The organism is Delftia acidovorans SPH-1 (assembly GCF_000018665.1).
GTDB lineage: Bacteria > Pseudomonadota > Gammaproteobacteria > Burkholderiales > Burkholderiaceae_C > Comamonas > Comamonas acidovorans.
Genome location: NC_010002.1, coordinates 1,137,653 through 1,151,883 on the forward strand (window position 1 = coordinate 1,137,653; position 14,231 = coordinate 1,151,883).

Sequence of the window (14,231 nt, forward strand, 5' to 3'; positions counted from 1 at the left end):
CGCCTTCAGGGTGCGCAGGGCGGCGAGGGCCGGTAGGCGGTGATCAGGATCTGGTTGGCCTGCGCCGGGTTGAAGTTGTCGTCGCTGGCGAACACCAGCACGCGGGTGCCGTCGGGCAGCGGCGGGCCCCAGGACATGGCTTCCATGTTGTCCAGCCGGCCGGGCTGCACGGTGGACAGATCGGCCACCAGTTGCTTGACGGCCACTTGTGGCGGCGTTTGCGCGAAGCTGGCCAGGGCCAGCGTGCCAGGCGCATCCAGGCCGATGCGGTACAGCCGCGCGCCAAAGCCGTGGCCCGGGCTGTAGGAGCGCTCCAGCACCAGCAGATGGTCGGGTCCGTCCGGCAGGATCTCGCTGATGCCGTTGACCTCGCGTTGGGGCAGGGCCCAGCTGGCGGCCGGCACGGCATCGGGCTGGTAGGCGATCTGGCGCAGCAGCCGGCCGTCGTCCAGGCTGACGAGGCTGATGCGCACGGGCGCGCCTGCCGTGGCGGCGCTGGCGCGCGGGCCGTCCTGGCGCAACGGCGCTTCCAGGGCCAGCCAGGCCTGTTGGCCGTCCGGCGTGACGGCCAGCCCCTCGAAGCCGAAGTTCGAGCGCAGGCCCGGCCTGCCGTCCTCGTCCTTGAATGCGTAGAACCACCGCGCGATCTGGCGGCCCGTGGCGTCGGTCCTCACCAGCGAGGTGCCAAAGCCCCGGCCCGGGTCGCCTTCATCGGTCCACAGCAGGCCGCCGTCCGGCAGCAGGCGGATGGCTTCGGGGTCGGGCACGGGCTGGGTGGCGGGCGCGGCATGGCGCGGGCGCAGCCAGCGGCCCTCGGCATCCAGCAGCGGATGCACTTCGGTGACCTGCGCCTGCCAGGGGTTGGGGCCGGCGCGCTGGCCCGCGTCCAGCTGCTCTATGCGCAGGCGCACCCAGCGCGCGGGGCCGCGCGCCGAGCGGTCATCGCTGATGGCCACGAAGTCGCCGCGCCGGGCGTCATAGTTCAGGCCCGAGATGCCGCCGGTGGTGGCGCCATGGATGGGTTCATCGCGCGCAATCGTGGTGCTGCCCAGCCATTGCAGGCGCGCACATGCCGTGGGCTGCGGGGCCGGCAGGGCCTGGGGCGGCGCGGCGCAGCCGGCCAGCAGCAGGCCGGAAAGCACCAGGCTGGCCGCCTTGAACAAGGCCGTGAGCCCGTTGTCAGGCCGCCAGCGCAGTCTGGGCCACCGCATGCTCCCAGCGCGCCATCAGCTCGTCGGCGCGGTGCTTGTCCAGCGTGGGCACGAAGCGGCGCTCGGCCTTCCACAGCGCCGACAGTTCCTCGGTGCTCTGGTACACGCCCGAGGACAGGCCCGCCAGGTAGGCAGCGCCCAGGGCCGTGGTCTCCACGCAGGCCGGGCGCACGACGGGAATGCCCAGCAGGTCGGCCTGGAACTGCATGAGCAGGTTGTTGACGCAGGCGCCGCCGTCCACGCGCAGTTCGCTCACCGGCGCGCCGCCGCTGGCCACCGCGTCGCGGCTCATGGCCAGCAGCAGGGCGGCGCTCTGGAAGGCGATGGATTCAAGCGCGGCCCGCGCGATGTGGGCAATGGTGGTGCCGCGCGTCAGGCCCGTGATGGTGCCGCGCGCATCGGGCTTCCAGTAGGGGGCGCCCAGTCCGGTGAAGGCCGGCACCATCATCACGCCGCCCGAATCGGGCACGCTCTCGGCCAGTTGCTGCACCTGGCCGCTGTGCTCGATGGCGCGCAGCCCGTCGCGCAGCCACTGGACCACGGCGCCGCCCACGAAGACGCTGCCTTCCAGCGCATAGGCCGGCGCAGCGGTGGGCTGTGCCGCAGCGGTGGTCAGCAGGCCGTTGGCGGAGGTCTGGAACACGCCGCCCGTGTGCATGAGCATGAAGCAGCCCGTGCCATAGGTGTTCTTGGCCATGCCGGCCGAAAAGCAGGCCTGGCCGAAGAGGGCGCTTTGCTGGTCGCCGGCCACGCCGCCGATGGCGATCTCGCCGCCCAGCACCTCGGCAGCTGTGCGGCCGAAATCGGCGGCGGAAGGCAGCACCTCGGGCATCAGCGCGCGCGGAATCTCCAGCAGCGCCAGCAGATCGTCGTCCCACTGGTTGGTGTGGACGTTGAACAGCATGGTGCGGCTGGCGTTGGAGACATCGGTCACATGGCGGCGCCCGCCCGTGAGCTGCCAGATCAGCCAGCTGTCCACGGTGCCGAAGGCCAGCTCGCCGCGCTCGGCGGCGGCGCGCGCGCCGTTGACGTTGTCCAGAATCCAGCGCAGCTTGGTGCCCGAGAAATAGGCGTCGATCAGCAGGCCGGTCTTGCGCTGGATGGTGTCGGCATGGCCGGCCTCGCGCAGCTGGGCGCACAGCGGCTCGGCGCGGCGGTCCTGCCAGACGATGGCGTGGTGTATGGGCTGGCCCGTGGCGCGGTTCCAGACCACGGTGGTCTCGCGCTGGTTGGTGATGCCCAGGGCGCGGATGTCGGCCGCCGCCAGCCCGGCCTTGGCCAGGGCCTCGCGCGCCGTGGCCAGCTGGGTGCGCCAGATCTCGCGCGGATCGTGCTCGACCCAGCCGGGGCGCGGATAGATCTGCGGCAGCTCCAGCTGGGCCGAGGCCACGATGCGGCCCTGGGTGTCGAAGACGATGCTGCGCGAGCTGGAGGTGCCCTGGTCCAGGGCAAGCAGATAGGTCATGGTGCGGTATCCAGGAAAAGCAGGGCCGGTGCGCGTGTCCTGTGCGGGCGGTGGCGCAGCGGCTGCGGAAAACTTACTGCGCCACCACGCATTGCACTTCGGCTTCGCGCAGGAGTGCATCGAACGGGGCGGGGGGCGCGGTATCGGTGAACAGGCGGTCGATCTGGTCCAGGCGTGCCAGCTCCACCATGGCCTGGCGGTGGAACTTGCTGTGGTCGGCGGCCAGCCAGACCTCGCGCGACTGGGCAATGATGGTCTGGGCCACCTTGACTTCGCGCATGTCGAAGTCGCGCAGGCTGCCATCGGGCTCGATGGCCGAGATGCCGATCAGGGCGATGTCCACCTTGAACTGGCGGATGAAGTCCACGGCCGCCTCGCCCACGATGCCCCGGTCGCGCGTGCGCACCACGCCGCCGGCCACGATGACTTCGCAGTCGGCGTTGGAGCTGAGGATGGCCGCCACGTTGAGGTTGTTGGTGATCACGCGCAGGCCCCGGTGCTTGAGCAGGGCCTGGGCCACGGCCTCGGTGGTGGTGCCGATGTTCAGGATCAGCGAGCAGCCGTTGGGAATGGCCTCGGCCACGGCGCGCGCAATGCGCGACTTGCCTTCGGCATGCAGCACCTGGCGCTGGGTGTGGCCCAGGTTCTCCACCGTGGCGCTGGGCACGCGCACGCCGCCGTGAAAGCGCACCATCAGGCCCGCATCGGCCAGCTTCTGTATGTCGCGGCGCACGGTCTGCAGGGTCACGCCCAGGATCTCGGCCAGCTGCTCCACCGAAGTGGACTGGCGGCTGCGCACTTCGTCGAGCAGCTGTAGTTGTCGGGGATTGGTGTTCACGGCGGCGATTCCAGATCTGGTGCGTTCTCAGGCAAACAAGGCGGGGCGACCGGGTTATAGCGCATTTGCCCCTGGCCGGCCGTGGGTTGGGGAACTTTAAAACGAAGAAAAAAGAACAGCACCTAGGGTATGTGTTGATGGGCTGCGATCTGGAAAGAACAAAAATGATCACGTTCTTGCTTTCGGATGGCGCGCAATCGCCGCCTTGAGCGAGATGTTTCTCCTTGTTCAATCGCTGCCCCCGAGGCGGCCTCGTCAGTGAGGGCGGTCGTGGAACTGGTGTTGGAGAGAATCAGCAAACGCGTGGGCGGCCAGACCTGGCTGCACCCCATGCACCTTGAACTGGAAAGCGGCGCGGTGACCGTGCTGCTGGGTGCCACGCAGGCCGGCAAGACCAGCCTGATGCGCATCATGGCCGGCCTGGACGTGCCCACCGAAGGCCGTGTGCGCGCCGATGGCGTCGATGTGACCGGCATGCCCGTGCGCGAGCGCAACGTGGCCATGGTCTACCAGCAATTCATCAACTATCCCTCGCTCACGGTGGCGGACAACATCGCCTCGCCGCTCAAGCTGCGCGGCGACCGCGACGTGGCGCAGCGCGTGCGCGCCCTGGCCGAGCGGCTGCACATCGAGATGTTCCTGGACCGCTACCCGGCCGAGCTGTCGGGCGGCCAGCAGCAGCGCGTGGCGCTGGCGCGCGCCCTGGCCAAGGGCGCTCCGCTGATGCTGCTGGACGAGCCCCTGGTCAACCTCGACTACAAGCTGCGCGAGGAACTGCGCGAGGAGCTGACCCAGCTGTTCGCCACGGGCGACTCCACCGTGGTCTATGCCACCACCGAGCCCGGCGAGGCCCTGCTGCTGGGTGGCTACACGGCTGTGCTGCATGAGGGCGAACTGCTGCAGTACGGCCCCACGGCCGAGGTCTTCCATCAGCCGAATTCGCTGCGCGTGGCGCGCGCCTTCAGCGATCCGCCCATGAACCTGATCGCGGCCAGTGCCGTGGAGGGCGGGCTGCAACTGCCGGGCGGCGCGCGGCTGCCCGTGGCGCTGCCTGCGGACCTGGCTGCGTCCGGCCCACTGACCCTGGGCCTGCGCGCCAGCGCGCTGCGCCTGCAGTCCCGGCCCGGCGATCTGGCACTGCAGGGCGTGGTGGAACTGGCCGAGATTTCGGGCTCCGACACCTTCGTGCATGCCACCACGCCCTGGGGCGAGCTGGTGGCCCAGGTCACGGGCGTGCACCACCTGGACCTGGGCAGCGCGGTCACGCTGCACCTGGATCCGGCCCATGCCTACGTTTTCGGCACGGACGGCGCGCTGCTGCTGGCGCCGGCGCGGCCGGGAGGACGATGAGATGGCCCGCATAGAACTTGATCTGGCCCACTCCTACAAGCCGAACCCGCAGCAGGACAGCGACTACGCGCTGCTGCCGCTGAGCATGGTCTTCGAGGACGGCGGCGCCTATGCGCTGCTCGGCCCCTCGGGCTGCGGCAAGACCACCATGCTCAACATCATGTCGGGCCTGCTGGTCCCCTCGCAGGGCAAGGTGCTGTTCGACGGCCGCGACATGACGCGCGCCACGCCCCAGGAACGCAACATCGCCCAGGTGTTCCAGTTCCCGGTGATCTACGACACCATGACCGTGGCCGAGAACCTGGCCTTTCCGCTGAAGAACCGCCGCATGCCCGAGGAGCGCATCCGCGCGCGGGTCGGCCAGATCGCCGAGATGCTGGAGATGAGCGGCCAGCTCGACCAGCGCGCGGCCGGCCTGTCGGCCGATGCCAAGCAGAAAATCTCGCTGGGCCGGGGCCTGGTGCGGCCCGATGTGTCGGCCGTGCTGTTCGACGAGCCGCTCACGGTGATCGACCCCCAGCTCAAGTGGCAGCTGCGCCGCAAGCTCAAGCAGATCCACCATGAACTGCGGCTCACGCTGATCTATGTGACGCACGACCAGGTGGAGGCCCTGACCTTTGCCGAGCACGTTGTGGTCATGACGCGTGGGCGCGCCGTGCAGGTGGGCACGCCCGCCCAGCTTTTCGAGCGGCCCAGCCACGCCTTCGTCGGCCACTTCATCGGCTCGCCGGGCATGAACTTCGTGCCGCTGCAGCAGGACGGCGGCCGGCTGCTGGCCGAGGGCCAGTACCTGCCCCTGCCCGCCGCACTGGCCAGCGTGGCGCCCGGCCTGCCGCTGAGCCTGGGCATACGCCCCGAGTACCTGGCACTGGCCTCGGCCGACGCGCCCGGCGCCGTGGCCTGCACGGTGGAGCGCGTGCAGGACGTGGGCACGCACCAGTTGCTGGTGGCGCGCCTGGGCGAGCGGCTGCTCAAGCTGCGCTGCGGCGCCGATGCTTTCCTGCCTGCCGCAGGGCAGACCGTCTGGGTGCAATTGCAGGGCCCCCACACCTGCTACTACGTCAACGAGGAGCTGCAGGCATGAGCCAGACCGTCAAGCCCGTCAACCAGAAGGCCTGGCTGCTGATCCTGCCGGTCATCATCTGCGTGGCCTTCTCGGCCATCATCCCGCTGATGACGGTGGTGAACTACTCGGTGCAGGACATCATCAGTCCGGACCGGCGCGTGTTCGTGGGCACGGAATGGTTTGCCCAGGTCATGCGCGACGAGGAACTGCACTCGGCCCTGCTGCGCCAGATCGGCTTTTCGCTGGCCGTGCTGCTGGTGGAGATCCCGCTGGGCATCGCCCTGGCCCTGTCCATGCCGGCCCAGGGCTGGAAGGCCTCGGCCGTGCTGGTCGTGGTCTCGCTGTCGCTGCTGATTCCGTGGAACGTGGTCGGCACCATCTGGCAGATCTACGGCCGCGCCGATATCGGCCTGCTGGGCGCGGCGCTCAACGCGCTGGGCGTGGACTACAACTACACGGGCAATGCCACCCATGCCTGGCTCACCGTGCTGGTCATGGATGTCTGGCACTGGACGCCGCTGGTGGCCCTGCTGTGCTACGCGGGCCTGCGCTCCATTCCCGACGCCTACTACCAGGCCGCGCGCATCGACGGCGCCAGCAAGTTCGCGGTGTTCCGCTACATCCAGCTGCCCAAGATGCGCGGCGTGCTGATGATCGCCGTGCTGCTGCGCTTCATGGACAGCTTCATGATCTACACCGAGCCCTTCGTGCTCACGGGCGGCGGGCCCGGCAATGCGACCACCTTCCTGTCGCAGTACCTCACGCAAAAGGCCGTGGGCCAGTTCGATCTCGGGCCGGCGGCTGCCTTCTCGCTGATCTATTTCCTCATCATCTTGCTGCTGTGCTTCATCCTCTACAACTGGATGCAGCGCGTGGGCACGGCAGACAAGGAAGGGGCAAGAGAATGACCCCCACGCTCCCTTCGTTCACTGCCCCCCGAGGGGGCTCGGCCTCCCTTGGGGCGGCCCTGCGGGAGGCCGGACATGACTGAAGACCGCCGTTTCCACAAGCGCACGCTGTTCCTCGTCGCCTACCTGCTGTTCGCCGTGCTGCCCATCTACTGGATGGTCAACATGAGCTTCAAGACCAACGAGGAGATCCTGTCGAGCTTCTCGCTGTGGCCCCAGCATTTCACCTGGGCCAACTACCAAGCCATCTTCACCGACGCCTCCTGGTACTCGGGCTACATCAACAGCCTGATCTACGTGGCCATCAACACCGTGATCTCGCTGACGGTGGCGCTGCCGGCGGCCTATGCGTTCTCGCGCTACCAGTTCCTGGGCGACAAGCATGTGTTCTTCTGGCTGCTGACCAACCGCATGACGCCGCCGGCCGTCTTCCTGCTGCCCTTCTTCCAGCTCTACACCACGGTGGGCCTGATGGACACGCACATCGCCGTGGCCCTGGCCCACCTGCTGTTCAACGTGCCGCTGGCCGTCTGGATCCTGGAGGGCTTCATGAGCGGCATCCCGCGCGAGATCGACGAGACGGCCTATATCGACGGCTACTCCTTCCCGCGCTTTTTCCTCACCATCTTCCTGCCGCTGATCAAGGCCGGCGTGGGCGTGGCGGCCTTCTTCTGCTTCATGTTCAGCTGGGTGGAGCTGCTGCTGGCGCGCACGCTGACCAGCGTGAACGCCAAGCCCATCGTGGCGACCATGACGCGCACCGTCTCGGCCTCGGGCATGGACTGGGCGACGCTGGCGGCGGCCGGCGTGCTGACCATCGTGCCGGGCGCCATCGTGATCTGGTTCGTGCGGCATTACATCGCCAAGGGGTTCGCAATGGGAAGGGTGTGAGGCACCCCCTGAGTCGCTTGCGCGCCTTCCCCCTCTCTACCCGCTTCGCGGGGGAGGGGGACGACAGCCTCGCGGCGGGGCGGCCCTTGCTCGCTGTCCCTCGCTTGGGGTCGCGCCAGTTTCGACGGGCAGTGGTTTTTGTTTCTGAAAGGACTCGTCAATGTTTTCCTGGATGGCCTGGACGCTGCCGGTGGCGGTGTTCTTCAGTTGCATCGTGCTGATGCTGGTGGGCATGACGCTGTGGGAGTTGCGCAGCCCGACCGTGATGCGCAAGGGCTGGCTGCCGATGGCGACGACGCGCGGGGACCGGCTGTTCATCGGGCTGCTGCTGGCGGCCTATGTCAATCTGGCCTGGGTGGGCCTGGGCGAGAGGATGGCGCAGTGGTTCTCGCTGGAGGCCGAGCCTTCGGTGTGGATCAGCCTGGTGCTGTCCATGCTCGTGCTGGCCGTCGTGATGCGCAAAGGCTGATCACTTCATTCCATTTATCGACAGCCGGGTCCGAAGCTCCCCCGGGGCCCGCTGGTGCATGTGCATGTCGGGGAGACAGCAAGAATCTAGGAGACGGCAGATGAAACAACGACTTCATACCATCGCCCTCGCGGCGGCCCTGCTGGCGGCGGGGCAGGCGTCCTGGGCCGGAGAGGCGGAAGCCAAGAAGTGGATCGACGCGGAGTTCCAGCCCAGCACGCTGTCCAAGGACCAGCAGATGGCCGAGATGAAGTGGTTCATCGAGGCGGCCAAGAAGCTGCAGGCCAAGGGCGTCAAGGAGATCGCCGTGGTGTCCGAGACCATCACCACGCACGAGTACGAGAGCAAGACGCTGGCCAAGGCCTTCACCGAGATCACGGGCATCACCGTCAAGCACGACCTGATCCAGGAAGGCGACGTGGTCGAGAAGCTGCAGACCTCGATGCAGTCGGGCAAGTCCATCTATGACGGCTGGATCTCCGACTCCGACCTGATCGGCACGCACTACCGCTACGGCCGCATCATGAGCCTGACCGACTACATGGCCGGCGCCGGCAAGGACTTCACCAATCCGGGCCTGGACATCAAGGACTTCATCGGCACCAGCTTCACCACCGCGCCCGACGGCAAGCTCTACCAGCTGCCCGACCAGCAGTTCGCCAACCTCTACTGGTTCCGCGCCGACCTCTTCGAGCGCAAGGACCTCAAGGACAAGTTCAAGGCCAAGTACGGCTACGAGCTGGGCGTGCCGCTGAACTGGAGCGCCTACGAGGACATCGCCGAGTTCTTCACCAACGACGTCAAGCAGATCGACGGCAAGCCCATCTACGGCCACATGGACTACGGCAAGAAGGACCCGTCGCTGGGCTGGCGCTTCACCGATGCCTGGCTGTCCATGGCCGGCGCGGCCGACAAGGGCATTCCCAACGGCATGCCCGTCGATGAATGGGGCATCCGCGTGGCCGACGACAAGTGCACGCCCGTGGGCGCCTCGGTCTCGCGCGGGGGCGCCACCAACTCGCCGGCCGCCGTGTTCGCGCTCACCAAGTACGTGGACTGGATGAAGAAATACGCGCCCAAGGAAGCCATGGGCATGACCTTCGGCGAGTCCGGCCCCGTGCCGGCCCAGGGCCATATCGCGCAGCAGATCTTCTGGTACACCGCCTTCACGGCCGACATGACCAAGCCCGGCCTGCCCGTGGTCAATGCCGACGGCACGCCCAAATGGCGCATGGCGCCCGGCCCCAACGGCCCCTACTGGAAGGACGGCATGCAAAACGGCTACCAGGACGTGGGCAGCTGGACCTTCTTCAAGGACCATGACGCCAACCGCACGGCCGCCGCCTGGCTCTACGCGCAGTTCGTCACCGCCAAGACCACCAGCCTCAAGAAGACCATCGTCGGCCTGACGCCCATCCGCGAAAGCGACATCCGCTCCAAGGCCATGACCGACATGGCGCCCAAGCTCGGCGGCCTGGTCGAGTTCTACCGCAGCCCCGCCCGCGTGGCCTGGACGCCCACCGGCAACAACGTGCCCGACTACCCCAAGCTGGCCCAGCTGTGGTGGAAGAACGTGGCCCAGGCCGTCACCGGCGAGAAGACGCCCCAGGGCGCCATGGACAACCTGGCCGAGGAAATGGACCAGGTCATGTCCCGCCTGCAGCGTGCCGGCATGGCGCACTGCGCGCCCAAGCTCAACCCCAAGGGCGACCCGGCCAAGTGGCTCAGCGACAAGCAGGCGCCATGGAAGAAGCTGGCCAATGAAAAGCCCAAGGGCGAGACGATTGCGTATGACACGCTGCTCAATGCCTGGAAAAACGGCAAGGTGCGTTAGCACCCCCTGAGGCGCTTGCGCGCCTTCCCCCTCTCTACTTGCTTCGCAAGGGAGGGGGACGACGCCCTCGCCGCGAGGCGGCTCTTGCTCGGCGTCCCTGAGTTGGGCCGTGTCGGCTTTGGACAACATGCCCTGTGCTGGTCTCCCGGCCTATCGCCAAATTCGTTGACTGCAAAAAACACGAAACGAAAGATAGCGAAGAAAAAAATACAAAAACGAGCGAAAATAGCGGAAAACCCGATTCCGTCCCCTTCGCATTGGGCGCAGGCGTGGCGTCCCGGGTGCTGACATGGCGGCTACATGGCGCCCTGTTAACTTGCCCCACATTCCTTCGTCGAAGATCCATGTCCCTCGCTGCTTCCCCTCTGCCCACCGGCCGCGCCGCCCTGCTGGAACGCCTGGCCCAGCCTGAAACCTACGATCTGGCCATCATCGGCGGCGGTGCCACCGGTCTGGGCGTGGCCCTGGACGCGGCGGCGCGCGGGTTCAAGGTCGTGCTGGTGGAGTCGCATGACTTCGCCAAGGGCACGTCCTCGCGTGCAACCAAGCTGGTCCATGGTGGCGTGCGTTACCTGGCCCAGGGCAACATCGCCCTGGTGCGCGAAGCGCTGCACGAGCGCACCACGCTGCTGCACAACGCGCCCCATCTGGCGCAGCCGCTGGCCTTTGTCATGCCGTCCTACAAGTTGCTGGACACGCCGTTCTACGGTATCGGCCTCAAGATGTATGACGCGCTGGCCGGCAAGGCAGGCCTGGGCGCCACGGAATTCCTCTCGCGCTCCAGCACCGTCAAGTGTTTGCCCACCGTGCGTCAGCAAGGCCTCAAGGGCGGCGTCAAATACTGGGACGGCCAGTTCGACGATGCCCGCCTGGCGCTGGCGCTGGCCCGTACGGCCGCTGCCAAGGGCGCGCTGCTGGTCAACTACTGCCCCGCGCTTGAACTGCTGCACGAAGGCGGCAAGGTCGCCGGCCTGGTCTGCGAAGACACGGAATCGGGCCGGCGCTTCACGCTGCGCGCCAAGTGCGTGGTCAACGCCACCGGCCCCTGGGTGGACCTGTTCCGCCAGCAGGACGCCGAGGCCCAGGGCCGTCCCGTCAAGCCCATGGTCGCGCCCAGCCAGGGCGTGCACGTGGTGGTGGACCGCGACTTCCTGCCCAGCGACCACGCCCTGCTCGTGCCCAAGACGGCCGATGGCCGCGTGCTCTTTGCCGTGCCCTGGCTGGGCAAGGTCATCCTGGGCACCACCGACACCCCGCGCAACGACCTGGCACGCGAGCCCCTGCCGTTCCCCGAGGAGCTGGACTTCATCCTCACCGAGGCCGGACGCTACCTCACGCGCCAGCCCACGCTGGCCGACGTGCGCAGCATGTGGGTCGGCCTGCGCCCGCTGGTCAAGCCCCAGGACGACGACGGCGAAAACACCAAGAAGATCAGTCGCGAGCACACGGTCATGTCCAGCCGCACCGGCCTGGTCACCGTCACGGGCGGCAAATGGACCACCTACCGCGCCATGGCCGAAGACGTGCTCTCCGAGTGCTTTGCCATCGGCCGCCTGCCACACCGCCCGGGTGGCGTCACGGCCCGCCTGCCGCTGGCCGGCGCCCCGGCCGAATCCGCCGTGCACCACCGCATGAACCAGGTCCAGGGCCTGCATTCCTATGGCACGGAAGCCTCGGCGGTGGAGGCGTTGCCGGGCAACGACGAATGGCTGGCAGACGGCCTGAACGAAGCCATGGTGCGTTTTGCCGCGCGCTTCGAATACGCGCGCACCGTGGAAGACGTGCTGGCGCGCCGCAGCCGCCTGCTGTTCCTCGATGCGCGCAAGGCCGCCGAGGTGGCGCCGCGCGTGGCAGCCATCCTTCAGGAGGAGCTGGGGCAGGACGCCGGCCTGGCGGACTTCATGCCGCTGGCGGCCCAGTACCTGCCGGCCTGATTGCGGCTGAAGTCCCTCTCAAGCAAAACGCCCTGCACTGCAGGGCGTTTTGCTTTTGGAGGCAGATACAAGCCAGGGAAAGATTGTCAAAATTTATGGATATATATCTATGATTGTTTTTATGAATCAAAATGCTGCTCATGGCATCTCGTAGCGGTGCCAGCGAACAGCAGCCAGCACAAGGCTGACGAGGGAGGGGGAAATGATGAAGAAAGCGCTTGAAAGTCCGTTTTCCGCAGGGCAAGGGCCGTGCCCGAGCCCAACGCGGTGGCCCCAAGCCGCTGCGATGTCTGCGCCGCCGTTGCACGCGCGGTCAGCCCGCAGCAGACGATTGCGTTGAGTCTGCCACCCTTTGCCGAGCCCGCCAGGCTCGGCTTTTTTATGGGCGTTTCCGATGGTGTGCGGCCATCGGCAGGCCCAGCTTGCTCCTGGGTTGATAGCGCTCTTGTGGGGGTTGCGCAACGCTGCCGGCCAGGGGTGGAAAAGGCAGCTAAGGGTTTGACGCGCAAAGGAATTTCTGGGACAATCCCATGCTTCACGTGAAAATCGTGAAGTTATCTGCCCAGTGGAAGCGCCGAGAAATGGTTTTCGGCGTGGACGACGGGCCCAAGACTGACTGGCTGCTCGCGGCCCTTGAGAAGACTCTGGGGCTGTCGAGTGTTTGCTGGAGCAAGTTGGGAATATTGAAATGATCCAAACAGAATCTCGGTTAGAGGTTGCCGACAACACCGGCGCGAAGTCTGTTCAGTGCATCAAAGTGCTGGGCGGTTCTCATCGTCGCTATGCGAGTGTTGGTGACATCATCAAGGTGACCATCAAGGAAGCTGCACCGCGTGGACGCGTCAAAAAAGGCGAGGTCTACAGCGCGGTCGTGGTGCGTACGGCGAAGGGTATTCGCCGTGCTGATGGCTCGCTCGTCAAGTTCGACGGCAACGCCGCCGTTCTGCTGAACGCCAAGCTGGAGCCTATCGGCACCCGCATCTTTGGCCCCGTGACTCGTGAACTGCGCAACGAAAAGTTCATGAAGATCGTGTCCCTGGCACCTGAAGTTCTCTAAAGGAAGCACCATGAACAAGATTCGCAAGGGCGACCAAATCATCGTGCTGACCGGCCGTGACAAGGGCAAGCAAGGCGTGGTCTCGGCACGCAAGGACGACTCCCACCTGTTGATCGATGGCATCAACATGGTGAAGAAGCACGTCAAGCCGAACCCCATGAAGGGCACCACCGGCGGTATCGTGGAAAAGGCCATGCCTATCCACCAATCCAACGTGGCCATCTTCAATGCAGCGACCGGCAAGGCTGATCGCGTGGGCATCAAGGTGCAGGCCGACGGCACACGCGTTCGCGTGTTCAAGTCCAGCGGCGCCGAAATCAAGGCGGCCTAAGGGGTAACACATGGCACGACTGCAAAAACTGTATCGCGAAAAGATCGCGGCTGAACTCAAGGAAAAGTTCGGCTACACCTCCTCCATGGAAGTGCCCCGTCTGACCAAGATCACCCTGAACATGGGTGTGAGCGAAGCCGTGGCCGACAAGAAGGTGATGGACAACGCCGTGGCTGACCTGACCAAGATTGCTGGTCAGAAGCCCGTGGTGACCAAGGCCAAGAAGGCTATCGCCGGCTTCAAGATCCGTGAAGGCCAGGCCATTGGCTGCATGGTGACCCTGCGTGGCGTTCAGATGTATGAATTCCTGGACCGTTTCGTTACCGTGGCTCTGCCCCGCGTGCGTGACTTCCGTGGTATCTCCGGCCGTTCTTTCGACGGTCGCGGCAACTACAACGTCGGCGTCAAGGAACAGATCATCTTCCCCGAAATCGAGTACGACAAGGTGGACGCTCTGCGTGGTCTGAACATCAGCATCACGACGACAGCTCGGACCGACGATGAGTGCAAGGCACTGCTCGCCGCTTTCCGTTTCCCCTTCAAGAACTGAGGTGGCGCATGGCTAAAGTTGCATTGATCCAGCGCGAACTCAAGCGCGAAAAGCTGGCAGCCAAGTACGCTGCCAAATACGCAGAACTGAAGGCAATCGCCGCTGACGCAAAGCGCAGCGACGAAGAGCGCGACGCCGCTCGCCTGGGCCTGCAGAAGCTGCCCCGTAACGCGAACCCCACTCGCCAGCGCAACCGCTGCGAGATCACGGGTCGTCCCCGTGGCACCTTCCGTCAATTCGGTCTGGGCCGCGCCAAGATCCGTGAACTGGCCTTCGCTGGCGACATCCCCGGTGTCACCAAGGCCAGCTGGTAAGCAAGCAGGAGAG

Annotated in this window: 14 protein-coding genes; 11 read left to right on the top strand and 3 right to left on the bottom strand. The window is 66.3% G+C overall.

Features of this window, described 5'->3' with window-relative positions; genetic code table 11:
* Positions 1-5: 5 nt before the first annotated feature.
* The 3 genes from DACI_RS05190 to DACI_RS05200 form a co-directional block, all read right to left on the bottom strand.
* On the bottom strand, positions 6-1,211 hold the full coding sequence (locus DACI_RS05190) for an esterase-like activity of phytase family protein (RefSeq protein ID WP_012202954.1): 1,206 nt from the start codon (positions 1,209-1,211) through the stop codon (positions 6-8).
* Entirely contained in the window at positions 1,180-2,676 is a 1,497-nt protein-coding gene (glpK, locus tag DACI_RS05195) for a glycerol kinase GlpK (RefSeq protein ID WP_012202955.1), read from the bottom strand. Before glpK ends, DACI_RS05190 begins: the two co-directional genes overlap by 32 nt.
* Positions 2,677-2,749: 73 nt before the next feature.
* Entirely contained in the window at positions 2,750-3,514 is a 765-nt protein-coding gene (locus tag DACI_RS05200; protein WP_012202956.1) for a DeoR/GlpR family DNA-binding transcription regulator, read from the bottom strand.
* 270 nt (positions 3,515-3,784) lie between these two features.
* Here DACI_RS05200 and DACI_RS05205 point away from each other — a divergent pair, with 270 nt between their 5' ends.
* The 11 genes from DACI_RS05205 (at position 3,785) to rpsN (ending at position 14,218) form a co-directional block, all read left to right on the top strand.
* Positions 3,785-4,864 carry an ABC transporter ATP-binding protein gene (locus DACI_RS05205; protein ID WP_043780690.1) on the top strand — a complete coding sequence of 360 codons (1,080 nt, stop codon included), beginning with the start codon at positions 3,785-3,787 and terminating at the stop codon, positions 4,862-4,864.
* Between the two features lies 1 nt (position 4,865).
* Positions 4,866-5,948, top strand: coding sequence for an ABC transporter ATP-binding protein (locus DACI_RS05210; protein WP_012202958.1), 1,083 nt, complete (start codon positions 4,866-4,868; stop codon positions 5,946-5,948).
* Positions 5,945-6,838: a carbohydrate ABC transporter permease gene (locus DACI_RS05215; RefSeq protein ID WP_012202959.1), complete on the top strand. Its 894-nt coding sequence runs from the start codon at positions 5,945-5,947 to the stop codon at positions 6,836-6,838. Before DACI_RS05210 ends, DACI_RS05215 begins: the two co-directional genes overlap by 4 nt.
* Before the next feature lie 75 nt (positions 6,839-6,913).
* Positions 6,914-7,729 carry a carbohydrate ABC transporter permease gene (locus DACI_RS05220; protein ID WP_012202960.1) on the top strand — a complete coding sequence of 272 codons (816 nt, stop codon included), beginning with the start codon at positions 6,914-6,916 and terminating at the stop codon, positions 7,727-7,729.
* A gap of 160 nt (positions 7,730-7,889) precedes the next feature.
* A complete protein-coding gene (locus DACI_RS05225; protein ID WP_012202961.1) occupies positions 7,890-8,198 on the top strand; it encodes a DUF2160 domain-containing protein in 309 nt (102 codons plus the stop codon).
* Positions 8,199-8,298: 100 nt separating this feature from the next.
* Positions 8,299-10,032 (top strand): ABC transporter substrate-binding protein, encoded by a 1,734-nt coding sequence (locus tag DACI_RS05230; protein ID WP_012202962.1) that lies wholly within the window; start codon positions 8,299-8,301, stop codon positions 10,030-10,032.
* Positions 10,033-10,376: 344 nt separating this feature from the next.
* Positions 10,377-11,966, top strand: coding sequence for a glycerol-3-phosphate dehydrogenase/oxidase (locus tag DACI_RS05235; protein ID WP_012202963.1), 1,590 nt, complete (start codon positions 10,377-10,379; stop codon positions 11,964-11,966).
* Between the two features lie 688 nt (positions 11,967-12,654).
* Positions 12,655-13,023, top strand: a complete 369-nt coding sequence (rplN, locus tag DACI_RS05240; protein ID WP_012202964.1) for a 50S ribosomal protein L14 — start codon at positions 12,655-12,657, stop codon at positions 13,021-13,023.
* 10 nt (positions 13,024-13,033) lie between these two features.
* Positions 13,034-13,354 (top strand): 50S ribosomal protein L24, encoded by a 321-nt coding sequence (rplX, locus tag DACI_RS05245; protein ID WP_012202965.1) that lies wholly within the window; start codon positions 13,034-13,036, stop codon positions 13,352-13,354.
* Between the two features lie 10 nt (positions 13,355-13,364).
* Entirely contained in the window at positions 13,365-13,904 is a 540-nt protein-coding gene (rplE, locus tag DACI_RS05250; RefSeq protein WP_012202966.1) for a 50S ribosomal protein L5, read from the top strand.
* 8 nt (positions 13,905-13,912) lie between these two features.
* A complete protein-coding gene (rpsN, locus tag DACI_RS05255) occupies positions 13,913-14,218 on the top strand; it encodes a 30S ribosomal protein S14 (protein ID WP_012202967.1) in 306 nt (101 codons plus the stop codon).
* Positions 14,219-14,231: the final 13 nt, after the last annotated feature.

Coding starts and splice junctions, on each gene's coding strand:
- DACI_RS05190 (WP_012202954.1), bottom strand. CDS start 1,211: ATGCGGTGGCCCAGACTGCGCTGGCGGCCTGACAACGGGCTCACGGCC.
- glpK (WP_012202955.1), bottom strand. CDS start 2,676: ATGACCTATCTGCTTGCCCTGGACCAGGGCACCTCCAGCTCGCGCAGC.
- DACI_RS05210 (WP_012202958.1), top strand. CDS start 4,866: ATGGCCCGCATAGAACTTGATCTGGCCCACTCCTACAAGCCGAACCCG.
- DACI_RS05215 (WP_012202959.1), top strand. CDS start 5,945: ATGAGCCAGACCGTCAAGCCCGTCAACCAGAAGGCCTGGCTGCTGATC.
- DACI_RS05220 (WP_012202960.1), top strand. CDS start 6,914: ATGACTGAAGACCGCCGTTTCCACAAGCGCACGCTGTTCCTCGTCGCC.
- DACI_RS05225 (WP_012202961.1), top strand. CDS start 7,890: ATGTTTTCCTGGATGGCCTGGACGCTGCCGGTGGCGGTGTTCTTCAGT.
- DACI_RS05230 (WP_012202962.1), top strand. CDS start 8,299: ATGAAACAACGACTTCATACCATCGCCCTCGCGGCGGCCCTGCTGGCG.
- DACI_RS05235 (WP_012202963.1), top strand. CDS start 10,377: ATGTCCCTCGCTGCTTCCCCTCTGCCCACCGGCCGCGCCGCCCTGCTG.
- rplN (WP_012202964.1), top strand. CDS start 12,655: ATGATCCAAACAGAATCTCGGTTAGAGGTTGCCGACAACACCGGCGCG.
- rplX (WP_012202965.1), top strand. CDS start 13,034: ATGAACAAGATTCGCAAGGGCGACCAAATCATCGTGCTGACCGGCCGT.
- rplE (WP_012202966.1), top strand. CDS start 13,365: ATGGCACGACTGCAAAAACTGTATCGCGAAAAGATCGCGGCTGAACTC.
- rpsN (WP_012202967.1), top strand. CDS start 13,913: ATGGCTAAAGTTGCATTGATCCAGCGCGAACTCAAGCGCGAAAAGCTG.